Origin of the sequence: Stenotrophomonas sp. TWI700 (assembly GCF_039673645.1) — a bacterium.
GTDB classification, from domain to species: Bacteria; Pseudomonadota; Gammaproteobacteria; order Xanthomonadales; family Xanthomonadaceae; genus Stenotrophomonas; species Stenotrophomonas maltophilia_AA.
This window is the reverse complement of record NZ_JBDJMB010000012.1, coordinates 38,883-62,231: the sequence shown is the minus strand read 5'-3', so window position 1 is coordinate 62,231 and position 23,349 is coordinate 38,883. Positions and strand designations below refer to the sequence as shown.

General features: G+C 66.7%; 19 protein-coding genes. 11 read left to right on the top strand and 8 right to left on the bottom strand.

Going from position 1 to position 23,349, the window contains the following annotated elements; all coding sequences use genetic code 11:
- Window positions 1-39: 39 nt before the first annotated feature.
- The 6 genes from ABE473_RS10940 to ABE473_RS10915 form a co-directional block, all read right to left on the bottom strand.
- A complete protein-coding gene (locus tag ABE473_RS10940; protein WP_346489477.1) occupies window positions 40-783 on the bottom strand; it encodes an SOS response-associated peptidase family protein in 744 nt (247 codons plus the stop codon).
- 23 nt (window positions 784-806) lie between these two features.
- Window positions 807-1,766 carry a cation diffusion facilitator family transporter gene (locus ABE473_RS10935; RefSeq protein ID WP_346489476.1) on the bottom strand — a complete coding sequence of 320 codons (960 nt, stop codon included), beginning with the start codon at window positions 1,764-1,766 and terminating at the stop codon, window positions 807-809.
- Window positions 1,767-1,854: 88 nt separating this feature from the next.
- A complete protein-coding gene (locus ABE473_RS10930; protein WP_179458622.1) occupies window positions 1,855-2,235 on the bottom strand; it encodes a response regulator in 381 nt (126 codons plus the stop codon).
- Window positions 2,236-2,382: 147 nt separating this feature from the next.
- Complete coding sequence (locus ABE473_RS10925) at window positions 2,383-4,806, bottom strand: PAS domain-containing protein (RefSeq protein ID WP_346489475.1); 2,424 nt, start codon at window positions 4,804-4,806, stop codon at window positions 2,383-2,385.
- On the bottom strand, window positions 4,799-5,272 hold the full coding sequence (locus ABE473_RS10920; protein ID WP_179458624.1) for a response regulator: 474 nt from the start codon (window positions 5,270-5,272) through the stop codon (window positions 4,799-4,801). The genes ABE473_RS10925 and ABE473_RS10920 overlap by 8 nt, the downstream gene beginning before the upstream one ends.
- The gene (locus ABE473_RS10915; protein ID WP_346489474.1) at window positions 5,269-7,506 is read right to left on the bottom strand and encodes an ATP-binding protein; all 2,238 of its coding nucleotides are present in this window, start codon (window positions 7,504-7,506) and stop codon (window positions 5,269-5,271) included. Before ABE473_RS10915 ends, ABE473_RS10920 begins: the two co-directional genes overlap by 4 nt.
- A gap of 327 nt (window positions 7,507-7,833) precedes the next feature.
- On the opposite strand from ABE473_RS10915, the gene ABE473_RS10910 reads away from it, so the two are divergent.
- From ABE473_RS10910 to ABE473_RS10870, 9 genes are all read left to right on the top strand, one after another.
- Window positions 7,834-8,442 (top strand): hypothetical protein, encoded by a 609-nt coding sequence (locus ABE473_RS10910; RefSeq protein ID WP_346489473.1) that lies wholly within the window; start codon window positions 7,834-7,836, stop codon window positions 8,440-8,442.
- A 136-nt stretch (window positions 8,443-8,578) separates the two neighbouring features.
- Window positions 8,579-9,619 carry a hypothetical protein gene (locus tag ABE473_RS10905; protein WP_346489472.1) on the top strand — a complete coding sequence of 347 codons (1,041 nt, stop codon included), beginning with the start codon at window positions 8,579-8,581 and terminating at the stop codon, window positions 9,617-9,619.
- Window positions 9,620-9,975: 356 nt separating this feature from the next.
- The gene (locus ABE473_RS10900) at window positions 9,976-10,836 is read left to right on the top strand and encodes an STAS domain-containing protein (RefSeq protein WP_346489471.1); all 861 of its coding nucleotides are present in this window, start codon (window positions 9,976-9,978) and stop codon (window positions 10,834-10,836) included.
- A 1-nt stretch (window position 10,837) separates the two neighbouring features.
- Window positions 10,838-11,209, top strand: a complete 372-nt coding sequence (locus ABE473_RS10895) for an STAS domain-containing protein (RefSeq protein WP_319207024.1) — start codon at window positions 10,838-10,840, stop codon at window positions 11,207-11,209.
- Window positions 11,206-11,607 carry an anti-sigma regulatory factor gene (locus ABE473_RS10890; RefSeq protein WP_176988606.1) on the top strand — a complete coding sequence of 134 codons (402 nt, stop codon included), beginning with the start codon at window positions 11,206-11,208 and terminating at the stop codon, window positions 11,605-11,607. The genes ABE473_RS10895 and ABE473_RS10890 overlap by 4 nt, the downstream gene beginning before the upstream one ends.
- Entirely contained in the window at window positions 11,598-12,614 is a 1,017-nt protein-coding gene (locus tag ABE473_RS10885; protein ID WP_346489470.1) for an ATP-binding protein, read from the top strand. The genes ABE473_RS10890 and ABE473_RS10885 overlap by 10 nt, the downstream gene beginning before the upstream one ends.
- Window positions 12,611-13,471 carry an ATP-binding protein gene (locus ABE473_RS10880; RefSeq protein WP_319207029.1) on the top strand — a complete coding sequence of 287 codons (861 nt, stop codon included), beginning with the start codon at window positions 12,611-12,613 and terminating at the stop codon, window positions 13,469-13,471. The genes ABE473_RS10885 and ABE473_RS10880 overlap by 4 nt, the downstream gene beginning before the upstream one ends.
- Complete coding sequence (locus ABE473_RS10875) at window positions 13,458-15,401, top strand: response regulator (RefSeq protein ID WP_346489469.1); 1,944 nt, start codon at window positions 13,458-13,460, stop codon at window positions 15,399-15,401. Before ABE473_RS10880 ends, ABE473_RS10875 begins: the two co-directional genes overlap by 14 nt.
- A gap of 55 nt (window positions 15,402-15,456) precedes the next feature.
- Window positions 15,457-16,245, top strand: a complete 789-nt coding sequence (locus ABE473_RS10870; RefSeq protein WP_346489468.1) for a CHAD domain-containing protein — start codon at window positions 15,457-15,459, stop codon at window positions 16,243-16,245.
- Between the two features lie 17 nt (window positions 16,246-16,262).
- On the opposite strand, the gene ABE473_RS10865 is transcribed toward ABE473_RS10870, so the two are convergent.
- Both ABE473_RS10865 and ABE473_RS10860 read right to left on the bottom strand, forming a co-directional pair.
- Entirely contained in the window at window positions 16,263-19,010 is a 2,748-nt protein-coding gene (locus ABE473_RS10865) for a UvrD-helicase domain-containing protein (protein ID WP_346489467.1), read from the bottom strand.
- A 106-nt stretch (window positions 19,011-19,116) separates the two neighbouring features.
- The gene (locus tag ABE473_RS10860) at window positions 19,117-20,331 is read right to left on the bottom strand and encodes an MFS transporter (protein WP_346489466.1); all 1,215 of its coding nucleotides are present in this window, start codon (window positions 20,329-20,331) and stop codon (window positions 19,117-19,119) included.
- A gap of 385 nt (window positions 20,332-20,716) precedes the next feature.
- Here ABE473_RS10860 and ABE473_RS10855 point away from each other — a divergent pair, with 385 nt between their 5' ends.
- Complete coding sequence (locus tag ABE473_RS10855; RefSeq protein WP_346489465.1) at window positions 20,717-22,393, top strand: type IV secretory system conjugative DNA transfer family protein; 1,677 nt, start codon at window positions 20,717-20,719, stop codon at window positions 22,391-22,393.
- Window positions 22,394-22,836: 443 nt separating this feature from the next.
- Window positions 22,837-23,280: a hypothetical protein gene (locus tag ABE473_RS10850; protein ID WP_176988614.1), complete on the top strand. Its 444-nt coding sequence runs from the start codon at window positions 22,837-22,839 to the stop codon at window positions 23,278-23,280.
- Window positions 23,281-23,349: the final 69 nt, after the last annotated feature.

The following is a 23,349-nucleotide window of genomic DNA, read 5'->3' as shown; positions in this document are numbered from 1 at the left end:
TCAAGCGCCGGAAAGGTTGACGCTCACGCGCGCTGCACTTCATTCATCCGCATCGCGCTCGTCCCCTCCATCGTCTTCCCATTCCTGCGCCTCGGCGGTTCCTGCCGCGGCATCCGGATCGACAGGTTCCAGCAGCGTGTAATCGTCACGCGCGGGATCGCGGAAGGCACGGCTCACCGGATACGCCTCCAAGGCCGGCCTGGACGTTCGGGCACTCAACGCCGCGGGCGTTTTGAAAGCACCGCTGAGCCAGTCAAGCGCCGTACCCGCATCGATGAAGATCGGTCCATCCGGGGTCAGTGGCGCAGGGATCGCGGTGTTGGGGCCGGTCAATACGGTGAAGCTGTCCAGCTGCTGGCCGTCGTCGCCTTCCCAGTGCTCCCAGAGACCCGCCGCCAGCAGGGCCAGGCCATCGCTGCGCTGCACGAACAGCGGCCACGGCGGTCGGCGCTGCCGGTCCCATTTGTAATAGCCGCTCAGGGGCAGCACGCACGGGCGCTGCGCCCACGCCTGCGCGTAGATGCGGCTGCGGGGCGCGCGATCCAGGCGGGCGGTGACGGTCGTGTAGGGCGTGGCAGGCTCCTTGGACCAGCGCGGCACCAGGCCCCACACCATGTCGGCCACCGCGATCGAACCATCGTGGTCACGCGCGAGCACGGTCGCGGTGCCGCCCTTGCCGATGTTGTAGTGGTCCGGCGCGGTCGCCACCACGCGTGCCAATGCGGCGGGAAGCCCGTCGGGCAGGGAGGCTGTATCGGCGATGGCTTGGGCGAATCGACGCATGCGTGGTGCAGTGTCCAGTGTGCTCAGTTGTCGGGATGCGGCTCCCCGAGCGCCGCGCGTCGTGCCTGGAACACCTCCGGCGTCTGTGGCTTCACGAACAACGCCACCAGCTCGGGGTACTCGGCCTTCACCGCCTTCTCGATCCGCGTGATGCACGCCTCGATCTGCGGTGTGGTGCGATCATCTTCGAATTCCGCACTCAGCATCGCCACGACCTGGTCCGGGCCCATCTGCATTGTGGTCACGCCATTGGCGCGGCGCAGATCGGCATCGGAGCTGGCCACGGCGAGGATGCGCTTGGCCACGCTAGGGTGTGCCGGCTCGCCCACCAGCAGGCCTTTGGTTTCGCGGGCGAGCAGGAAGGCGGTGACGGCCAGCACGCCGGCGATGCACAGCGAGGCCACGCCATCCAGGATCGGCATCTCCAGCAGCTGCGCGGCGAGCAGGCCGACCAGCGCGAAGCCCAGGCCGAGCAGGGCGGCGCTGTCTTCCAGCAGCACGGTGAACGTGGAGGGATCCTTGCTGCGGCGGAAGGCTTCGAAGTAGCCCAGCGAACCCTTGGTGGCGCGGAACTCGCGCAGCGCGATCCACCACGAGGTGCCCTCGAACACGATCGAGACGCCGAGCACGATGTAGCTGATCAGATGGTTGGTGGCCGGCTCGGGATCGCGGATGTGCTGGATGCCTTCATAGGCCGACACGCCGGCGCCGGCCGCGAACACCAGCAGCGCCACGATGAAGCTCCAGAAGTACAGTTCGCGCCCGTAGCCGAAGGGATGCAGGGTGTCCGGCTTCTGCTCCGCCCGGCGCAGGCCATACAACAGCAGCAACTCGTTGATGGTGTCCACCAGGGAGTGGACGCCCTCGCTGAGCATGGCCGAACTGCCGGAGATGCCGGCGGCGACGAACTTGGCGATGGCGATGGCGAGGTTGCCGGCGAGGGCGGCATAGATGACGAGACGGGAGCCAGTCGGCTTGGCCATGGCGGTCGGCGGGAGCGGGGAGGGTGCGCGCATCATCGCCAACGGCGCGTCCCGGGCGCGTGCACGCGGGCGACCGTGCCCGCTGCGCTCACAGCAGCGACCGCACCGAACTCACCAGCTGCTTGAGCGTGAAGGGCTTGCGCAGCAGTTTGATGTCGTCGCCGCGGAAATCGGGACGGGCACCCGCAGCCCCGGCGTAGCCGGTCACCAGCAGGATGGGCATGGCCGGGTGCAGCGTGGTGGCGATGGTGGCCAGGTCGCGGCCATCCATGCCGGGCAGGCCGACGTCCGATACCAGCAGATCGAACGGGCCGTCGCGCTTGAGGCATCCCAGTGCGGTTTCAGCGTCGGCGACATCGAGGACATCGAAGCCGTCGTCGCTGAGGATGTCCTTGGTCATCTCCCGGATGGGTGCGTCGTCTTCAACCAGCAGGACGCGGCATCGCGGGTGGGTACGGGCAGCACTCATTGCGGGTGGAGATCCTCGTGGCGTGCAGCCACCTGTGCGGATCTCCACCTTAGCGCCCGTGCGTGTTAGCCGGCCGTGCATCGCACGCCTGCCCGGCGTCATGACGGCCGGGAACTCCTGTCACGGCTCCCGCCTGGCGCGGGGGCGTCAGTTCAACGCGGCACCGTTGTGGGCGGCGCTTTCATCCTGCAGCGAGGTGCGGATGGAGCGCGCCAGATCGCTGCGGGTGAACGGTTTGGCCAGCAGGGCGATGCTGCGGCCGACCGTGCCGCTGGCGTCGATATCGCGCGGATACCCCGAGGTGAACAGCACCCGCAGGCCGGGCTTGCGGGCCAGCGCCTCCTTGGCCAGCGCCCAGCCGGACATGCCCGGCATCACGATGTCGGAGAACAGCAGGTCCACGCGCACGTCGGTCCGGTCGAGCAAGCGCAGCGCGGACGGGCCGTCATGGGCTTCGAGCACGCGATAGCCCAGCTGGCGCAGGGTGTCCACGGTATAGGCCCGGACATCGTCATTGTCCTCGGCGACCAGGACCGTCGTTTCCTCCTCGACCTCGAAGGCGTCCAGCGCCTGGGCGTCGGCCATGCGGGTGCTGGGCAGGGCGGCCGCCGAACGCGGGAACAGCAGCGTGATCGTGGTGCCGGTGCCCTCGGCGGAATCCAGCAGGACGTGCCCACCGGACTGCTTGGCGAAGCCGTACACCATGGACAGACCCAGCCCGGTGCCGCGGCCGACCTCCTTGGTGGTGAAGAACGGCTCGAACACGCGCGCCATCACCCCCGGCGACATGCCCTGGCCGGTGTCGCGCACGCGGATCATGGCGTACCGGCCGGGGGGAACATCGGGATGCTGTGCCGCGTAATCCTTGTCCAGGTGGATGTTGTCGACCTCGATCGTCAGGCGGCCGCCCTCGGGCATGGCATCGCGTGCGTTGACCGCGAGGTTGAGGATCGAGGCCTCGAGCTGGCTCGGATCGATCTCCACGCACCAGATATCCGGGCTGTGCAGCATGTCGATCTGCACCAGCTCGCCCAGCGATCGCTTGAGCATGTCCTGCATCCCGCGCATCTCTTCGTTCAGATCCACCGGCATGTTCTTCAGCGGCTGGCGGCGCGAGAACGCGAGCAGGCGCTGGGTGACGTTGGCCGCGCGCATGACGCCCTTCATAGCGTTGTCGAGCGCGCGCGAGGAATTGCCCGCCGTGTCACCGAGCCGGTCGGTCAGCATCTTGGCGTATTCGATGTTGCCGGCGATCACGGTCAGGATGTTGTTGAAGTCATGCGCGATGCCGCCCGTCAGCTGGCCTACCGCCTCGATCTTCTGGCTGTGCCGGAGCGCTTCCTCGGCCTGACGGCGCGCGGTGGTTTCAACGGCCTCGGAGACGACGGCGGTGATCCGCGCCTGATGATCGAACAGGGGCCGGAACGAGAAGTCGAACGTGCGCTTGCCGGTCGGCAGGCGCAGCTCCAGCTCATGCCGCGAAGCAGTGCCGGCCGCGGCCTCGAGGATGGCGGTGCAGACCACGCCGGGCACACCGGGCGTATCGGCAAACCACGCCGATTCGCAGTACAGGTTGCCGCGCACGTCCTGCTTGTCGGCCAGGATGGCGGCCAGCGAGGCGGAATTGGTGTCGATGATGTAGCCATCCAGCGTCAGCAGGTTCTGGTGCTGGAAGCTGGATTCGAACAGGGCCTGCAGCCGGCTTTCGCTGCGGTGCAGGGCCGAGGTCCGCTCATCCACCTGGCGCTCCAGCGATTCGTTGCTGGCCTTCAACAGGGCCTGCGCCTGCTTGAGCTCGCTGATGTCGCGTGCCATGGCGTAGTAACCCACCACCGACCCGTCGGGGCCCAGCTCGGGCACGCAGTCCACCTGTGCATGGCGGGGGGTACCGTTGCTGCGCAGCGACAGCATGTCGAAGCTCACCTTCTCACCGGCCAGTACGCGAGCGAGATGCTGCTGGATGCCGTTGAAGCTGTCCTCGCCGATGATCTCGCGCGTATGCCGGCCGACCACGGTGTCCGGGGTCAGCCCATGCCACTCGAAGTAGGCATTGTTGGCGAAGCGGTAGCGGTGGTCGTGGCCGAAGTAGGCGATCAGCGCTGGCAGTGAATCGGTGATCAGTTTCAGCCGTTGGTGGCTGTCACGCAGCTCGGCTTCCACGCGCAGCAGCCGGCGGCGCTCCTGCGCCTCCTGGATGGCCCGGACGACCGCATCGGGGAGCCGCTGCAGGCGCGACTTGACCACGTAATCGCGCGCGCCGCGCTTGAGCGCTTTCACCGCCAGCTCTTCGGTGAGCGTGCCGGAGACGAAGATGAAGGGCGTCTCGGGCGCGATCTCGCTGGCAAGCGTGAGGGCCGCGTCGCCGTCGAAGCCCGGCAGCACATGGTCGGCCAGGATCACATCGAAGGAGGCCGTGCCCAGGGCGTCGAGCATGCCCTGGTGCGACCAGGTGCGCTCGGCCGTGAACGGCAGGCCGGCGCGCCGCAGCTGCGCGCTGATCAGCTCTGCATCGAGCGCGCTGTCTTCGACCATCAGGATGCTGATGGTCCCTGTTGTGGCAGCCTCAGCCATCGCTTCTACTCTTCCCGCCGAACAGCGTGCCGTGCGGCGGCGGCTGGTTGGTGATGCCCCAGAACATGCCCAGCCCCTGGATCGCCTCCAGGAATTCCTTGAAATCCACTGGCTTGACCACGAAGGCGTTGACGCCCAGCTCGTAGCTGCGGATCAGGTCCTGCTCCTCCCGCGAGGAGGTCAGCATCACCACCGGGGTGCTGCTCAGGGCGCGGTCGGTGCGGATTTCCTTCAGCACTTCCAGGCCGTTGAGCTTGGGCAGCTTGAGGTCCAGCAGCACAACCACGGGCCCGCCGTGCATGGCCCCTTCGTAACGTCCCTGGCAGCGCAGATACTCCAGCGCTTCCACGCCGTCGCGCACATGGGTCACGTCGTTGAGCAGCTGGCAGCGCGCAAGCGCCGCCATCGTCAGTTCGGCGTCTTTCGGGTTGTCTTCTACGAGCAGGATCGGTCGCAGATCTCTCATAGGTGGTCTCCAGCAGTAAAGGGGATGGTGAAAAAGAAGGTCGCGCCGGCGCCAACCTGGCCCTGGGCCCAGGTGCGGCCGCCATGGCGGGTGATGATGCGGTGGACGTTGGCCAGGCCGATGCCGGTGCCTTCGTACTCATCGACGTGGTGCAGCCGCTGGAACACGCCGAACAGCTTGTCCACGTAGCGCATGTCGAAACCGCAGCCGTTGTCCTTCACGAAGAAGACATCCTCGGTGTCCGTGCGTTCGTGCCCGATTTCGATGCGGGGTTCGGGCGTGTCGCGGGTGAACTTGATCGCGTTGGCCAGCAGGTTCTGCCAGACCAGCCGCAGCATGCCGGGGTCGGCCAGCACCTTGGGCAGTGGTGCGATCTGCCAGTCGATGGCGCGGCCGGTGTATTCCATGTCGAGCTTGTGGCGCACGTCATCCACCAAGGCCGTCATCTCCATCGCGATCTGGCCCATGGTCGAGCGGCCCATCTGCGAAAAGCTGAGCAGGTCATCCACCAGCGTCCCGGCCGATTTTGCCGACTCCACGATGGTCTCGAGGAATCTCTTTTCTGAATCGTTCAATCGCTCGCCGGCCGAGGACCACAGCAGTTCCGAGTAGCCCACGATGTGGCGGAACGGCGCGCGCAGGTCATGGCTGACCGAATAGGAGAATGCTTCGAGCTCCTTGTTGCTGCGCAGCAGCTGCTCGTTCAACGCGGCCATTTCCTCGGCCTTGCGCAGCACGATGTCGACGATCGCGGCGCGCAGTTCCAGCGCGGCATCGCGATCCACCTCGTTCCAGGGCAGCGACTGCTCGCGCACGGTCTGCTTCCAGCCCTCGAACGAGGTGCGCGGCGACAGCGGCTGGCCGGTCTCTTCCTTGCGCGGATCGCCGCCCCAGCGTACGGTGCGGACCACCTCCGGCCGGAACCAGATCACGAAGCTGTCGTGGAGCTGCGAGATGGAGATGGCCAGCACGCCACTGGCGACGTCGGCGAAGGCCTGTGCCTCCTTCCATCGCTGCGGCAGCGTGTCGGTGCAGAAGATATCGCCCTCGATCTGCTGCGCCGTCAGCCACTGGACCAGCTGCATCACCTGGCGCTCGCTCGGGCAGTCGCCGTGCAGGATGCATTCGCCACGGTGCACGATCGCCGCGCCCGTGGATTGGGTCAGCGCGAGCAGGCTGTGCTGGTCGCGGCCGAGCGCGGCCATGAAATCGGTATCGCCGGCCATCCGCCCGAGCAGCCGGACCTGGATCGCCCGGCGCGCGATCCGCTCTTCGATCAGCACCGCGCGCTGCTTCAGCGCTATCTGCAGCGACAGGATCTGGCCGATGAACTCGCAGGCCGTGCGCACGTGGTACGGCACCCGGCGCGCGACCTGGTTGTGGCAGGAGATCAGGCCCCACAGCTCGCCCTCGCACAGCACCGAGACCGACATCGATGCACCGGTCCCCATGTTGCGCATGTACTGCAGGTGCACCGGCGAGACGCTGCGCAGCATCGCCGGGCCCAGGTCCGTGGGCGGCGCATCGGCGATGGCCGGCAGGCGCACCAGCGGCACGGGGGTGTACTGGCTGTCGGCGATGAGCCGGACCCGGTTCTGCCGGTACAACTCGCGTGCCTGCGCGGGGATGTCCGATTCCGGGAAGCGCAGGTCGAGGTAGGAGGGCAGCACGGTATTGCGGTCTTCGGCCACCACCGCGCCGTTCCAGTCCGGGTCGAACTGGTAGAGCATCGTGCGATCGAAGCCGGTCAAGGCGCGGATGTGCTCGGCGGCGAGCTCGCACAGCGCCTGGGTGGTGGGCGCACGCTCGATGGCGGCCATGAAGCGGCGGATCGAGGGGTACAGGTCCTCCAGCGAGCCCGGCTCACCCGGCACCGGCGCTTCCAGTTCGATGATGATCTCATCGCCGATCCGGTGCGCCACGGTGTGGTGATGTCCCGCGGTGCCCACCGGGTGCGTTCCCAGGAAATGCGAAGCGCCTTGCTCCAGCGCCTCCAGCAGCGGCCTGCAGTGGGCCAGGGTACCGCCGAGCACCGCCTCCAGAGAGTGCCCCAAGGGGTCGCCGAGCGCCTCGATCAGGTCCGGTTGCGCGACTGCACGGGCGTTGACCGTCAATGTCAGGTGATCGAGGACCAGGATCAATCCGTAAGGCTGGATTGCGCCGGGGGTACGGATCGGCTCACGCGCGCAGCTGGTCAGCTCCAAGGCGCTTGCGCCGGAATTCCTCGAGGACATTCATTGACTCCTGCTCGTTGCCAGTGGTGACCACCGCCCGAATGGCACGGTGTCGCCTGGTCGTCAGGAGCTCACACCGTCCACTGCGACGCGGTGTGCCACAGTTCCCTCATTTTTGCATAGGCGTGAGCCCCTATCTGTGAGGATGCGATGGCATTGTTCCGGACGCGACAATGGTAGGGCGATGCGGTTTTGATACCAGCGCCGGTTTGCCGCTGGCGCCGACATCGAAGACCATGGGGCAGGAAGCGCCCACTGGCCGGGCGCAAGGCCGGCCGCACGCCGCTCGATGCCGTCGCTGCGTGCCGATGGAGGAGGGAACCCAACATGAAACCCCTGCAGGGAATCCAGGTCTCGGTCTATACCCGCTGGCATCAACTGGCCGTGCCATTGGCCTTCGCACTGGCCGCCGGCAGTTTCATGTTCATCGTGCTCAATCGGGGACCGGTCGGCGTCGCGATCGTGGTCGCCCTGCTGTGCCTGGTGATTCCGCCCTTGCTCGCCTTCCAGGGATTTCCCACCCGCAACGAGGTGATGGTGATGCCCGACGGCCTGATGTTTTCCCGGCGCGATGCCGTGCGCTTTGCCGATCTGTCCCGCTGGGGAACCGACGACTACCTAACGCTGGTGCGCCCGGGCAGGCCGACACTATTGGTGAGCGCGGCGGACCTGCAGAGTCGCGACCGGCTGCTGCGCGAGTTCCAGCACGCACTGGACACCTGGCATCGGCAGCAGCCAGCGCTGACCGAGCCGATGCGACGCACCTGGTTTTATGGGTCCGTCCGTGCCCGCGCCATCGGTGCCTTGATCGTCGGGCTGGGAGCAATGTGTATTGTCATGGCGCTGCGGTTGCGTGAGCCGTCCATTGAGCTGGCCATTGTCGGGGCGCTGGGCGGAGTGTTCGGGGTTTTCATGCTGTTGGGCCGTCGCGTCTGAGCAGCGGGTGGGTGCCGCGACGATGCCATCGCGTCCACATCGTCTTGTTTTCAGCGTCTCGCGTATTTCACGACCGCAAGCGCAGCCTGCCGATGCGAGCTGCGTCCGCAGCGCATGAAAAGGAGTGCCATACGCTATGAATACCCGAGGCGATTACGCCCACCCAGAGCCCGTCGCTGCCGCGACCTTGGCCGTGGTCACCCCACCGCCGGTGGTGGATCTTCCGCGCGACAGCGCTGTGTCATGGGGTGCCATCCTGGCCGGTGCGATCGCTGCGGCGGCGCTCTCGCTGATTCTGGTGATACTCGGTGTAGGCCTCGGCCTGTCATCGGTGTCGCCGTGGTCGTTTGAAGGTGTGACCGCTGAAACGTTCGGCTGGTCCAGCATCGCCTGGCTGACCTTTACCGCCATCGCCGCGTCGGGTCTGGGTGGCTATCTGGCGGGGCGCCTGCGCACGAAGTGGAGCAACATCCACGGTGATGAGACCTATTTCCGCGACACCGCGCATGGTTTCGTCTCGTGGGCGGTGGCCACGCTGCTCACGGCCGCGCTGCTGACCTCGGCGATTGGCGGCATCCTCGGCGCGGGTGCCAAGGTGGCCGGTGCTACCGCAGGCGCCGCCGCCTCGACGGCAGGCGGTATCGCCGCAGCCGGCGCAGGTTCGGCTGCGATGGGCAACGACCAGGGTGACGTGCAGTACTGGGTGGATTCGCTGTTCCGTGCCAGCCCGACCGCTGCGCCGCCCGCGCCGCCGGCCGGTCCCGCCGATCCGGCCGCACCGCCCGCACCATCCGCAAACGGCGCAGTGCCGCCGCCGCATCCGATGCCCGGTGCCGACCGTCGCCCGGACAGCCGTGAGGTCCGTACCGAGGTCAACCGCATCATCGTCAACAGCCTGAAGTCCGACACAATGGATCCGGCCGATACGCAGTATCTGAGCCAGCTGGTGGCGGCGCAGACCGGCATGACCCAGGCCGAGGCACAGGCCCGCGTGACCGATGTCCAGACCCGCCTGCGTGCGGCGCTGGACAACGCCAAGGAGCAGGCCAAGCAGGCCGCAGACGATGCCCGCAAGGCCACCGCCTACGCCGCGCTCTGGCTGTTCATCACGCTGCTGATCGGTGCCTTCATCGCCAGCCTGAGTGCCACCTGGGGCGGCCGCCGCCGCGACCTGTGATCCTGACCACCTCAAGGGAGGAAACACCATGAAGTACATTCTGCTGTGGATGCTCGGCATTCCGATTCCGCTGCTGCTCCTGTTCGCGCTGCTGCGCTGACCGCTCCACCATCAGGCCGCCTCCGGGCGGCCTGATGCGTTGTGGCGGCGTGCCGTTGCGGGCTGCTGGACGCGCGCCGCACTGGCAGTATCTGAACGAGTCAGGGAGGTGCAGAGAGCCTTCACGCCGCTGGCATCCATTGTCATGCCCAATCTTCCTGAATTCATTTAAGCTTTGAAAATTGCGGCCCCCATTCATATCGGTGATGGGTCGCCAGCCCATCCGCGGGTTTCCCTTCTCTCTCAGGACCTTTTCCATGGCGGCTTTGCAGCAGCGCACGATCGATCTCATCCGCAGCCACCAGGAGCCCCTGCTTGCTGCATGGGCCGGTAATCTGGCCGGTTCCAGCCAGGCACAGGACGGCCGCCTTTCCTCGCGCGAGCTGGACAGCCAGGTCCGCGAGTTCTGGCGCCTGTTCCTGGACGCACTGTCGGCCACGGACGTCAGCTCCGTCGCGCGGGCAGAGTGGCAGGACATCCGCCGTTTCCTGGAGGAACTGTCGCGCGAGCGCGTCCTGAAGGGATTCAATTCCTCGGAAACCGCCAGCTTCATCTTCTCGCTGAAGCGCCCGCTGTTCGAGGTGATCCAGCAGGGCTACGCGAATGATCCGGCACTGCTGGGCGACCAGCTGTGGGCGATCTCCGAACTGATCGATCAGCTCGGGCTGCACACGGTCAGCGTGTTCCAGAAGACGCGCGAAGATGTGATCCAGCGCCAGCAGGAAGAAATGCTCGAACTGTCCACCCCCGTGGTGAAGCTGTGGGAGGGCGTGCTGGCGCTGCCGATGATCGGCACGCTGGATTCGCAGCGCACCCAGGTGGTGATGGAGTCGCTGCTGCAGCGCATCGTGGATACCGGGTCCGAAATCGCGATCATCGATATCACCGGCGTCCCCACCGTGGACACGCTGGTGGCCCAGCATCTGCTGAAGACCGTCACCGCCATCCGCCTGATGGGCGCCGATGCGATCATCAGCGGCGTGCGCCCGCAGATCGCCCAGACCATCGTGCACCTGGGGCTGGACCTCAATGGCATCGTGACCAAGGCCAATCTGGCCGACGCACTGGCGCTGGCGCTCAAGCGCACCGGCCAGACCGTCACCCGGACCGCCCGCTGAGATGGAGCGCATTCCGATCCTGCAGATGGGCGATCTGCTGCTGGTGACCATCCAGGTGGACATGCATGACCAGCTGGCGCTGACCCTGCAGGACGACCTCACCGAGAAGATCCGCAGTACCTCCGCGCGCGGTGTGCTGATCGACATTTCCGCACTGGACATCGTCGATTCGTTCATCGGGCGGATGATCGCCACCATTTCCTCGCTGGCCCGGATCATGGATGCCACCACGGTGGTGGTCGGCATGCAGCCGGCCGTGGCGATCACCCTGGTCGAGCTGGGCCTGACGCTCAGTGGCGTGCGCACCGCGCTCAATGTGGAGCGGGGCATGAAGCTGCTGCAGCGCACCGACGAAGACGAAGCCAGCTCATGACGGCGTCCAGTGGTTCGCTGCCGATCCGCATCGAGCAGGATGTGGTGCTGGCCCGCCAGGCCGCACGTCAGATCTGCGTGGCGTGCAAGCTGCGCTTGATCGACCAGACCAAGCTGGTGACCGCCGCCAGTGAACTGGCCCGCAATGCCGTCATCTACGGTGGCGGTGGGACCATGGACTGGGACGTGGTCGAGAAGGGACTGCGCAAGGGCGTACGGCTGGTCTTCGCCGACAACGGCCCGGGCATTCCGGATGTCGCACAGGCCCTGACCGACGGCTGGTCGTCCGGCTCCGGCATGGGCCTGGGCCTGTCCGGTTCGCGCCGGCTGGTGGATGAGTTCGAACTGGAGAGTGCACCGGGGCAGGGCACCCGTATCACGATCACCAAATGGAGCTGAACTTCGGCGGCCGGGTGACGCGGATCGTGGTGGTCGAGGAATCCTCACAGGTCGGCCAGGCCCGGCGCGAAGCGCTGGCGCTGGCCGATCTGATCGGGCTGGATGAAATGGACGCCGGCCGCGCGGCGTTGGTGGCCACGGAGATGGCCACCAATGTGCTCAAGCATGGGCGCGGTGGACGCATGTACCTGTCCGAGGTCTGTGGCCGCGGCGGCAAGGGTGTGGAGCTGTGCACCGTGGACACCGGTCCGGGCTTTTCCCTGGCCGAGTGCCTGCCGGACGGCTACTCGACCGGGGGCACGCAAGGGCTGGGGCTGGGGGCGATCCAGCGCCAGGCCACCGTGCTGGATGCCTGGTGCGACGGCAAAGGCGCGGTCGTGGTGGCGCGGATCTACGCCAGTCGTGCGCCTGGCGATATCGACGTGGCCTACGGTGCGCTGCGCATCCCCATGCGCCACGAGCTGGCCTGTGGCGATGCCTGGCATCTGCGCGCCGATGGACAGACCGTGGCGGTCACCGTGATCGATGGGCTGGGGCATGGATTGCCCGCCGCGGATGCAGCACAGGCCGGTGTGAATGCCGTCGCAGAATCGTCTGCGGTTGGCGCGCCGGCGTTGATCGGCGTCCTGCATTCAAGCATGTCGGGCACCCGCGGCGGTGCGGCGGCGGTGGCCTGCGTGGACGTGGCGAGTGCCCAGGTGGAGTTCGCCGGCATCGGCAACATCGCCGCCAGTCTGTGCGAGCCCACCGGCTCACGCGGGTTGGCCTCGCACCCGGGCATCGTCGGGGTGCAGTACCGCAAGGCACAACCATTCCATTTTCACGCGGCGGCAGGCACGCTGCTGGTCATGCACAGTGATGGACTGCAGGCGCGCTGGAGCCTGCGCGACTACCCCGGCCTGTTCCACCGCCACCCGGCCTTGATCGTGGCGGTGCTGCACCGTGATTTCGATCGTGGCCGGGATGACGCCGGCATCGTTGCCCTGCGTCTTGGAGACCTGCATTGAGCGCCACCCCCCACGACCAGGAGCTGCAACGGCTGCGCCTGGAAGCCGATGCGCTGCGCGCTGAGTTGGATGAAACCAACCAGGGTGTGCTGGCGCTGTATGCCGAGCTGGACGAGCAGGCCGAGCAGCTGCGCGAGGTGTCCGAGCTGAAAAGCCGGTTCCTGTCCTACATGAGCCATGAGTTCCGCACGCCGTTGGGCTCGATCCTGAGCATGACGCGGCTGCTGGAGGACGGCATGGATGGGCCGCTGACCGAGGAGCAGCGCCGGCAGGTCCGCTTCATCAGTACCTCGACCAGCGAACTGCGCGAGATGGTGGATGACCTGCTCGACCTGGCCAAGATCGAGGCGGGGCGGATCACCATCTCGCCCGCCTGGTTCGACCTGATGGACCTGTTCTCGGCGCTGCGCGGCATGTTCCGCCCCTTGGTGGAAGGCAACCAGGTGGACCTGCTGTTCGAGGATCCGCCGGTGATGCCGATGCTGTACACCGATGACAAGAAGCTGGCGCAGATCCTGCGCAACTTCATTTCCAATGCGCTGAAGTTCACCCCCAGCGGCCAGGTGGTGGTATCGACCCAACTGGAGGGGGAGAGCGCGGTGCGCTTCAGTGTCCGCGATACCGGCATCGGCATTCCGGCGGAGCTGCAGTCGACCCTGTTCGAGGATTTCGTGCAGGTCGATACCCCGCTGCAGAAGCGCCTGCGCGGCACCGGCCTCGGTCTGTCGCTGTGCAAACGCTTCGCCGAGCTGCTCGGTGGCCATGTCGGCGTGGAGAGCGAGATCGGCACCGGCTCGAATTTCTACGTGGTGCTGCCGCTGACCCTGGCCACGGAGACCGTGAATGCCGATTCCTGATCGCATCCTGGTGGTGGATGACAACGTGGCGACCCGTTACTCGGTGCGCCGCGTGCTCGAGCACCACGGGTTCCATGTGGAGGAGGCGGGTACCGGCGGTGAGGGCCTGGCGCGGCTGGCCGAGCATGATTTCGGCGCGCTGGTGCTGGATGTGAACCTGCCGGACATGAGCGGCTTCGATGTAGTCCGCCAACTACGCGAAGACCCCCGCCTGCAGTTGCTGCCCGTGGTGCATGTCTCCGCGGCGTCGATCGCCACCGGCGACATGATCACCGGCCTCAACGCTGGTGCGGATGGCTATCTGATCCATCCGGTCGATCCGGATGTGCTGCTGGCGACGCTGCGCAGCCTGCTGCGCGCCCGCCGCGCTGAAGAGGCGTTGCGCGAGACGGAAGCGCGCTTCCGGGAGATCTACCGTCACATCAATGCCCCGATCGCGGTCTTGGATGCGTCGCTCAACGCCCACGATGCCAACGATGCCTTCACCCGCCTGCTGGGCCAGCAGGCAGGACCTGGTCAACTCGAGCAGCTGCTGCAGGATCAGGTCGCTCCCCTCAGTGCGTTGAAAGTGGCGTTGGCCGAAGGTGAGCGCTGGCAGGGAACCTTCAGCCTTCGCGTCGGCGGGACGATCCGCATGACCGAATGGCGGGTGACGCCGTACCAGGCCGCCGGGCAGGGACTCGTCCACATCGAGGACACCACCGAACAGCATGCGCGTGCGAACGAGCAGCGGCAGGAACTGGAGAGTGCGACCTCCGAGCTCGCCTTCCAGATCGCCGAGCGCGAGCGCACCGAAATCGAGTTGATGCAGGCGCAGAAAATGGATGCGCTGGGCCAGCTCACCGGCGGTATCGCGCACGATTTCAACAATCTGCTGACCACGATCATCTCCGGGCTGGACATGATCGAGATCGCCGCGTCCAGCGGCAAATGGGACAAGGCCTCCCGCTACGTCGAGATCGCCACGGGCTCGGCACACCGCGCGGCCGCGCTGACCCAGCGCATGCTGGCGTTTGCCCGCAAGCAACCGCTCGATCCACAGACATTCGATGTCGTGGCGCGGGTGCGCTCGCTGGAAGACATGCTGCAGCGATCGATCGGTGAGAACATCGAACTCGAGCTGGAGCTTGGTCTTGAACCGCTGATCGCGGTCGCCGACCCGAACCAGTTCGAGAACGTGATCCTCAACCTGGTGATCAATGCCCGCGACGCGTTGGCCGGCCAAGGCCTGATCCGCATCCGCGCCGGGCGAGTCGAGATCGAGCGGGACCATGAGCTGGCGCCGGGTCACTACGTTACGGTGACCGTGCTCGACAACGGCGTCGGCATACCCGCAGAGCTGCTGACCAAGGTGTTCGAGCCGTTCTTCACCACCAAGCCGCAGGGCGAGGGAACCGGGCTGGGGCTGTCGATGACCTACGGGTTCGCACGCCAGTCCGGCGGCAGTGCGCGCATCGCCAGCGAGCGTGGCGAAGGCACCGAGATCGAACTCCTGCTGCCTGAGGGGCATCTCCAGCCTGCGGACCAGGCACCTGTCACCCAAGGGCAGCTGCCCCGTGGCAGCGCCGAGCGCATCCTGCTGGTCGACGATACCGACTCGGTGCGCATGATGGTGCGCGAGATGCTGGTCGAGGCCGGGTATCAGGTCGTCGAGGCCATCAACGCACAGCAGGCCCTGCTGGAGCTGCATTCGGACCGCGAGCTGGACCTGCTGCTGTCCGATGTGGGCCTGCCGGGCATGAACGGACGTGAGCTCGCCGATGCGGCACGCGTGCTGCGGCCCCATCTGCCGGTGCTGTTCGTGACCGGCTATACGGAGAGTGCAGCCGTCCGCAATGAGTTCCTGGGGCAGGGCATGTCATTGCTGCCCAAGCCGTTCAGCGTGAACGAGCTGCTTCGGGGCGTGCGGCAGATGTTCAACCCGGCCTGAGCCGGCGGCCCGCTGGCATGGGTACAATCCCCCGACGTCTCCGGGGGAAACCGCCATGTCGCCACCCGCCATCGGCCCTGCCGCCCGCGCACTGGCAGACCGTGAGTGCAGGGCCATCGCCGATGCGCTGGCGCTCCAGCCGGATGTCCACGACGCCGTGCATCGTGCACGCAAGACGATACGCCGCCTTCGCGCGCTGCTCGCGGTGCTGGCGAGCAGCGAACTTGAGACCGCCCGGACTGACGCGGCCCTGCGTCGGCTGGGGCAGGGATTGTCGGCATTGCGCGATGCCCATGTGGTGGTGGAGACCTGCCAGCACCTCGCCGCGCAGCATCCCGCCCGGCCGTGGAAGGACGTGTGCAGTCGGCTGACGGCGCGGCGCGACGTACTTCTCGCCCGGGCGCTGGCGCGGGACCCGGCGTTCGCACGCCGTCAGGCGGCACTGGTGCGTATCGCGGGTGACCTCCAGGCGCAGCCATGGGACGCGCTGAGAGCGCGTGATCTCCGCAAGGGTCTGGCGCGCAGCGAACGTCGTACCGTCAAGGCGGAGAAGCGCGCCGCCCATACCGGGGATCCGGAGGACCTGCATCGCTGGCGGCGCAGAGTGCGTCGCCTGCGGATGCAGTTGGAGGCGCTGCCCGCGCTGGACAGGGCGCTTGCGGCCTCGATCAAACGGAAAGGACCGGGTCACCAGGCGCGCGCCCTGCATGCGCTGGGTGATCAGCTTGGCAGGCAGCAGGACCAGCGGATGGTCCGCAATCTGGTGCGGGTGATGCCGGGCGTGCCGGAACGGCGTGCCTTGCTTGCGCAGATCGATGCCGCACTGGCCGCTTCACGCGGCTGAGCGGCACAGGCGCAGCGCTAGGCCCCCGCGACCGTACGCAGGCTGGCATGGCCGGCTGTCCTGGGCGGTTTGTACTCGCAGCGCGGATACCCCGAGCACGACTGGAACGCACCATACGGCCCGCTGCGCGGCACGATCACGCCCACCCTGCAGGCCGGGCACGCCTCCTCGTGGATCGTCTCGCCGGACATCGAGGTCACCCGCACCGCGCCGTCGTTGACCAGCTCGCTCAGGAAGGCGGAGCGGCGGCCCTGCACGGTGAACATCGCCACCGAGCGGCGCGCACGCGTCAGCGCGACATAGAACAGGCGGCGCTCCTCGCCGAGCGGATAGGGATCGCTGTCCGGCATCGCCAGGGTCAGGACCGGGTCATCGGCGCGGGTGTTGGGGAAGCGGCGATCCAGCATGCCGGGCAGGATCACGTAGTCCGCCTCGGCCCCCTTGGAGCGGTGCGCGGTGAGGAAGCTGACCTCCATGAGCTGCCCATGGCGTGCGCGCCACGTGGCCGGCAGCAGGGCGCGGTCGGCGTTGTAGCGGCCGAGCACGAAGACGGTGACCTTGCCATCGCGGCCCGGCGGAACCTGGCCGCTCAGCAGTTGCTGGTGCAGCTGCTGCAGATACTGCTCGACCGCGCCGGCCAGCCGGTCGCGCGAGGCTACCTGGAAGGCCTGCAGCACCGCGCCATACGCGGGCGTGACCGAGTGGACGTCCTTGGGGATCTGCGCCGGATTGCGTGACACGAAGGCACTGGAGACATCACACAGCGCCTGCGGGCAGCGGAAGGTCTGCTCGAGCTTGAGCACCTGGCCCTGCCCGAACCACGCCACGAAACCCGTCATCACCGACACGTCCGCACCGGCGAACCGGTTGATCGACTGCCAGTCATCGCCGACCGCGAACAGATGCCTGCCCGGTGCCTGCACCAGCGCACGGCACAGCCGCGCGCGGGCCCGCGAGGCATCCTGGAATTCGTCGGCCATCACCAGGTCGAACGGGGCCACGTAACGCCCCTGTTCCAGATGTTCGGCGGCCTGGTTGAGCATGTCCTCGAAGTCGATGCCGCCTTCGGCCACCAGCGCATCGTCCCAGCCCTCCAGGATCGGCAGGATCAGTTCGAGGAAGAGACGGTAACGGTGCTTGAAGTGATCGTCGGGCAGGCGGCGCAGGCGCTCGACCATGTCCTGCACGCCCAGCCCGTTGCTCTTGGCGTGGCTGATGAAGGTGCGCACCAGGCCGATCAGCTCGGTATCCGGCATCGGCGTCGCGCCGCCTTCGGGCAACGCGCGGTCCGGATTTGGATCGAGCACGACACCGTGCCGTGACAGCGCCTCGCCCAGCCGCACGAACAGTTCGCCGGTACGCAACTGGTGGGAGGTGGTTTCGATCCGCTCGTTGCCGTGACGGGTGCCTTGGCGGCCCTCATGATGCGCCGGCGCACGGCCGTGAACGTCCGGGGCGAGGTGATCGTGATGCAGCGCAATGCCTGGATAGTGGAAATCCGGGCGGTACTGGCGGTACTCGTCCGTCCCGGCATCGAATGTGTCGCGTCGTGCATAGACGTACTCCACGCCGCTGTAGAACAGCCAGTCGGCGATCACGCACTCCTCGATGCTGCGCGCGCGCTCGCCGCGCAGCGTACGCACGTACCCCTGGCCGTCCTTGTCCCATTCCTCGGCGTCCAGCGCACCGCCGATGACGGGCAGATCGCGGCCGAACACCAACCGGAACATGTCCCACTGCGTTCGGAAATGCAGGGAGCGGTCTTTCAGCGCATCGATGATCTCGGCCAGCCGATGGAAGCCCTGCGTCGGGTCGACCGCCCAGTCCGGCACCTGCGGCATCCGCCCGGTCGCCTGGGCGATGATGTGCCGGCCCAACGCATGGAACGTGCGTGCTTCCACCCGCACCCCATCCAGGCCGACGCGCGCGAAGGCCCGGTCGGCACGCGCCTGCAGTTCGGCCGCGGCGTCCTTGTTGAAGGCGAGCATGACGATACGTTCGGGTGCGACCAGGCCGCGTTCGATGGCGTAGGCCGCCTTGGCGACCATGGTCGAGGTCTTGCCCGAGCCGGCCGCGGCCACCACCTGGACGCGGTTGTCGAAGCAGATCACCGCGCGGGCCTGTTCATCGGTGAGGGGGCGGCTTTCGACACGGTCCAGCAGCGGGCGGCTGGCGATCCGCTCGCGCGCCTGATGGGCTTCATTGCGGCGCGCCCACATCGCTGGCCAATCGGCCAGCCACAGCATCAGCGCTTCCTCGATCACCGAGGGGTCGCCATCCAGTTCGCTGCGCAAGCCGGCGTCATCGAACACCGCCCACAGCGCTTCTTCATCGAGCGGCAGGGTGGGGCGCGCCTGCAGCAGGGCCTGCTGCTGCTCGTGGGTCAGCCACAGCGACTCCTCGTCGGCCAGACCGGTGGCGGTCTGCACCTGCGTGAGCCAGCGCTGGATCGCGGCGTGGGCCTGCCCGAACAAGGCGACATGGTCACGCTGGCGCTGCGCTCCACGCTGCGCGTCCAGTGCCGCCACCAAGCCGCGCGCGGACGCCGCTGAAAGGCCGCCGAGCGTCAACGGGGCGTGGCCCTCGCGGTGGAGGGTGAGGCGCGCCCAGGGCAGGCGCGGGTGCACCTGCAGCGCGTCCAGCGGCGCGTGATGCACCTGACCGTCGACGGTCAGGACCAGCTGTTCGTCTGCCAGGCGCAGCTGCCAGTGCGGCGATCGCGTCAGGCGTTGACCCCAGTGGCTCGGGGCCCATTCGTACGTCATCGGTGTTTCCAGGTGCGGCCCTCGTGGCGGCCGTGGCCGGGGCAGCACGAGTGGCGCGGTGTGAGCGGACACCCATGATAGGGGAAATAAAAAAATCCCCGCGCGCTTACGACTGCAGCACCGGCGCGCTGCGCGAGCGGCGGTCCACCAGCATCGCCACGCCCCACAGCAGCAGGCCACCCAGCGCGGTCGCCGCACCGACGTAGCCGGTCACGGCGGGGCTGAAGCCGGCGCCGATGGCCATGCCACCGAACCACGGGCCGAGCGCATTGGCGGTATTGAAGGCCGCATGGTTGGAGGCCGCGGCCAGCGTCTGCGCTTCACCGGCGACATCCATCAGGCGGGTCTGCAATACGGCCGCCAGTGCGCCCATGGTGCCGACCGCGATGATCATCGGGAACACGCTCCACACCGACTGCGCGGCGATCGGGAAAGCCAGCAGCACGAGGATCGACCAGACCAGCACCACCGCTGCGGCGCGGAACTGGAAGCGGTCCACCAGCCAGCCACCGGCCACGTTGCCGATGATCGCGCCGATGCCGAAGATGCCCACGGCCAGCGGCATCCACGATTCGGCCAGGCCGGTGACCTGCACCAGGGTCGGGGCGAGGTAGGTGAACACGCAGAACATGCCGGCAAAGCCGACCGAGCCGATCGCCAGTGCCAGCCACACCTGGGTGCGGTTGAAAGCACGCAGCTCGCGCATCGGCGAGGTCCGGACTTCATCCGGATCGGGCAGCAGGAAGCGCGCGATCATCGCCACGGTGGCGATCGCCAGCACGCTGACCAGGGCGAACGCGGTGCGCCAGCTGACCTGCTGGCCGAGCCAGGTGGTCAGCGGATTGCCGACCAGGATCGCGACCGACAGGCCGAGCAGCACCTTCGATACCGCCGCGCCGCGCTGGGCGGGCGGACTGATCGCGGCGGCCACCAGCATCGCCACGCCGAAGTAGGCGCCGTGCGGCAGGCCGGCGACGAAGCGCGCGAGCAGCATCGTGCCGTAGTTCGGCGCCAGTGCGCTGGCCAGGTTGCCGATCGCGTAGAAGCCCATCAGGGCGAGCAGCAGGCTGCGCCGGGCGAAACCGGCACCGGCGAAGGCCAGCACCGGCGCACCGACCACCACGCCGATGGCGTAGGCGCTGATCAGGTGGCCGACCTGGGTCTCGCTGATCGACAGCCCACGGCTGATCTCCAGCATCAGTCCCATGCTGGCGAACTCGCTGGTGCCGATGGCAAAGCCGCCCAGCGACAAGGCCAGCAGGATCAGGGTGCGCTCGCGCGGCGAGAGCCGGGCGGCCAGGGAAACGGGGGAGGAGCTCATGCGGGCAGGACGTGACCAGAAGGCGGCCGCCTATTGTACTGCTGCGGCGCAACATACTGCCGACCCCTGCGCTGGGATGCTGTGGTGCGTGAAGGTCGTGATCTCCCGCAGGCCCTGTCGGCGCAGCGCCATGTTGCAGGGTAGCCCTGACATATCCGCCCGTGTACAGTCCGGGCGATGGGTCCGGCTACGCCGTGTTCACGTCCGAACGGCAAGGATCACCCCCCGCTGCTGTCGCTGGAAACAGGCGCGCAGCGAGGGGTCGTTGTTGTGGCGACGCGACGACGGGGCGTATGCACGACGAAGTGAAAGAAACGCGTACGGTGCGACCCAGGCGCCGGCGCAGGCCGTAGCGCCCTGTGGGGCGCGTCATGGAGGATAGGGTTTGTCCACGCAGAAGATTGTTGTTCCCGCCGTCGTCATCGTGTTGACCGTGATTGCCGGCTACTGCCTTGCCGGGTATCTCACCTTGTTGTTGCTGGGCCTGGATACCGGGCTGTTCAAGTGGAACACCTATCTGCAGTACCTGCAGGCACTGGATCAGCCGGCCGTGGCGCCCTACGTCACCAAGATCAAGCTGGCCGGCGTGGTCGGTTTCGGGCTTCCGCTGCTGCTGTCCCTGGTGGCGATGTTCCTGATGTTCCGGTCGAAGAAGACCTCGCTGCACGGTGACGCGCGCTTTGCCCAGGCTGCGGATCTGGCCAGGCACGGGCTGTTCAAGAAGACCGGCAACGGCATCGTGGTGGGCCGCTTCGGCGGCAAGCTGGTGCGCCTGAGTGGCCAGCAGTTCGTGATCCTGGCCGCCCCGACCCGCTCGGGCAAGGGCGTGGGCGTGGTCATCCCCAACCTGCTCGAGTACGACGAGTCGGTGGTCGTGCTGGACATCAAGCAGGAAAACTTCGACCTGACCAGCGGCTGGCGTGCCAGCCAGGGCCAAGAGGTGTTCCTGTTCAATCCTTTCGCCGAAGACCGCCGTACCCATCGCTGGAACCCGCTCAGCTATGTTTCCGACGACCCGGCCTTCCGCGTCTCCGAGCTGATGAGCATCGCCGCGATGCTGTACCCGGACGGATCGGACGATCAGAAATTCTGGGTCAGCCAGGCGCGCAACGCGTTCATGGCGTTCAGCCTGTACCTGTTCGAGAACCGCGACGATGCGCGCAGCAACGGCTTCCCCGGCGAGGCGCAGGACATGCCCACCCTGGGGGCGCTGTTCCGCCTGTCCACCGGCGATGGCAGCGACCTCCGGAAGTACCTGCAACGCCTGGCCAGCCAGACCTACCTGAGTGGCAACGCCAAGTCGGCGTTCGCCAACCTGCTGTCCCAGGCCGATGAGACGTTCGCTTCGATCATGGGCACCTTCAAGGAGCCACTCAACGCCTGGATCAACCCGGTGCTGGACAAGGCCACCAGCGGCAACGACTTCCTGCTGACCGACCTGCGCAAGAAGAAGATGACCATCTATATCGGCATCCAGCCCAACAAGCTGGCCGAAAGCCGCCTGATCATCAACCTGTTCTTCAGCCAGATCATCAACCTCAACACCAAGGAACTGCCCAAGTCCAACCCGGACCTGAAGTACCAGTGCCTGCTGTTGATGGATGAATTCACTGCGATCGGCAAGGTCGACATCATTGCCTCGGCGGTGTCCTACATGGCCGGGTACAACGTGCGCCTGCTGCCGATCATCCAGAGCATGGCCCAGCTCGATGCCACGTATGGCCGGGATGTGTCGCGCACCATCATCACCAACCATGCCCTCCAGATCCTGTACGCGCCGCGGGAGCAGCAGGATGCCAACGACTACTCGGAGATGCTCGGCTACACGACCATCCGCAGGAAGAACGTCACCCACGCCCGCGAGAAGACCCATAGTTTCACCGAGGAACGACGCGCGCTGATGCTGCCGCAGGAGCTCAAGGCGATGGGCAACGATCACGAGGTGTTCCTGTACGAGGGCATCCCGCACCCCGTGAAATGCGACAAGATCAAGTACTACAAGGATCGCTATTTCACCTCGCGCCTGCTGCCGAAGACGTCCGTCCCGAATCTCGATATCTGATCAGCTTGGCATCAATTGTGTGATGCGCGTCAAAGAAATGACAATTGAAAACGTTTTTTTGCTCATGATTTGACGCGGAATTGACGCTCGGCTATGGCATCGTGTTCATGATGGCGAGCTGATTTCGTTTTCAATTTTTGTCTGGCATGCGACGCGAAAGCAACGCATAGAATCGTTGTAAGGAAGTCATGGACGGCATTGTCGAAGGGATGTGGATGTGGATGTGGGGCGATGGGGCCGGGCGATGCGCCCGGGACGCCTGCACATCGGGACATGCAACCATGGGCTGCACAGGCGGGCGGGGGCCGATCGCAGTAGTCCAGGAAGTTTCACCACTCTATCTGCCATAGCCAACTGGCTCCGGGTCGTCATCCACCCGGTGTAGCGAGTTGCTGCCAGTCAATCGAATCAAGCCGCGTTACGTACGTCATAGGGAAGTCCGTATGAAGCAAGCGTATCTGTCACAGGGATTCATCGCCGCCGCTGCCGCACTGATGCTGGCCGGTTGCGCCACCAAGCCGGCCCCGGATATCGGCGGCCGCTGGAAGCCGGTCAACCGCTTCGCCAGCACCACCATGGAAATTCCGCTGTACACGAGTTACGTGTACCAGGCCACGCCGATGGACGGCACGCTGAAGACCATGCTGGAACGCTGGGCCAAGGATTCGGGCATGACCCTGGATTACCGGATCAGCTCGGACTACACACTCTACGGTGCCGTCTCCGGCATCGGGACCACCAATCCACAGCAGGCGATGGTCGACCTCAGCTCCGCCTATGCGGCGCAGGGCGTGTCGGTGTCCATCGTCGGCAACCAGATTGTCGTGCAGGCCGCTGCGTCGCCCACCGTTTCGGCGGCTGCGGCCGACGCGTCCAGCGGCAGCTGACGCGGGTCGAGTATCGGTAAACGTGATGCTCCCCGCGTACCGCGCAGGGGTGCCGCGCCCATTGACGTT

What these genes read in the sequence shown, in the direction of transcription:
- ABE473_RS10930 (WP_179458622.1), bottom strand. Translation starts at nt 2,235, where the DNA reads ATGAGTGCTGCCCGTACCCACCCGCGATGCCGCGTCCTGCTGGTTGAA.
- ABE473_RS10865 (WP_346489467.1), bottom strand. Translation starts at nt 19,010, where the DNA reads ATGACGTACGAATGGGCCCCGAGCCACTGGGGTCAACGCCTGACGCGA.
- ABE473_RS10860 (WP_346489466.1), bottom strand. Translation starts at nt 20,331, where the DNA reads ATGAGCTCCTCCCCCGTTTCCCTGGCCGCCCGGCTCTCGCCGCGCGAG.
- ABE473_RS10895 (WP_319207024.1), top strand. Translation starts at nt 10,838, where the DNA reads ATGGAGCGCATTCCGATCCTGCAGATGGGCGATCTGCTGCTGGTGACC.
- ABE473_RS10910 (WP_346489473.1), top strand. Translation starts at nt 7,834, where the DNA reads ATGAAACCCCTGCAGGGAATCCAGGTCTCGGTCTATACCCGCTGGCAT.
- ABE473_RS10905 (WP_346489472.1), top strand. Translation starts at nt 8,579, where the DNA reads ATGAATACCCGAGGCGATTACGCCCACCCAGAGCCCGTCGCTGCCGCG.
- ABE473_RS10900 (WP_346489471.1), top strand. Translation starts at nt 9,976, where the DNA reads ATGGCGGCTTTGCAGCAGCGCACGATCGATCTCATCCGCAGCCACCAG.
- ABE473_RS10850 (WP_176988614.1), top strand. Translation starts at nt 22,837, where the DNA reads ATGAAGCAAGCGTATCTGTCACAGGGATTCATCGCCGCCGCTGCCGCA.
- ABE473_RS10940 (WP_346489477.1), bottom strand. Translation starts at nt 783, where the DNA reads ATGCGTCGATTCGCCCAAGCCATCGCCGATACAGCCTCCCTGCCCGAC.
- ABE473_RS10915 (WP_346489474.1), bottom strand. Translation starts at nt 7,506, where the DNA reads ATGTCCTCGAGGAATTCCGGCGCAAGCGCCTTGGAGCTGACCAGCTGC.
- ABE473_RS10870 (WP_346489468.1), top strand. Translation starts at nt 15,457, where the DNA reads ATGTCGCCACCCGCCATCGGCCCTGCCGCCCGCGCACTGGCAGACCGT.
- ABE473_RS10890 (WP_176988606.1), top strand. Translation starts at nt 11,206, where the DNA reads ATGACGGCGTCCAGTGGTTCGCTGCCGATCCGCATCGAGCAGGATGTG.
- ABE473_RS10925 (WP_346489475.1), bottom strand. Translation starts at nt 4,806, where the DNA reads ATGGCTGAGGCTGCCACAACAGGGACCATCAGCATCCTGATGGTCGAA.
- ABE473_RS10885 (WP_346489470.1), top strand. Translation starts at nt 11,598, where the DNA reads ATGGAGCTGAACTTCGGCGGCCGGGTGACGCGGATCGTGGTGGTCGAG.
- ABE473_RS10875 (WP_346489469.1), top strand. Translation starts at nt 13,458, where the DNA reads ATGCCGATTCCTGATCGCATCCTGGTGGTGGATGACAACGTGGCGACC.
- ABE473_RS10935 (WP_346489476.1), bottom strand. Translation starts at nt 1,766, where the DNA reads ATGGCCAAGCCGACTGGCTCCCGTCTCGTCATCTATGCCGCCCTCGCC.
- ABE473_RS10920 (WP_179458624.1), bottom strand. Translation starts at nt 5,272, where the DNA reads ATGAGAGATCTGCGACCGATCCTGCTCGTAGAAGACAACCCGAAAGAC.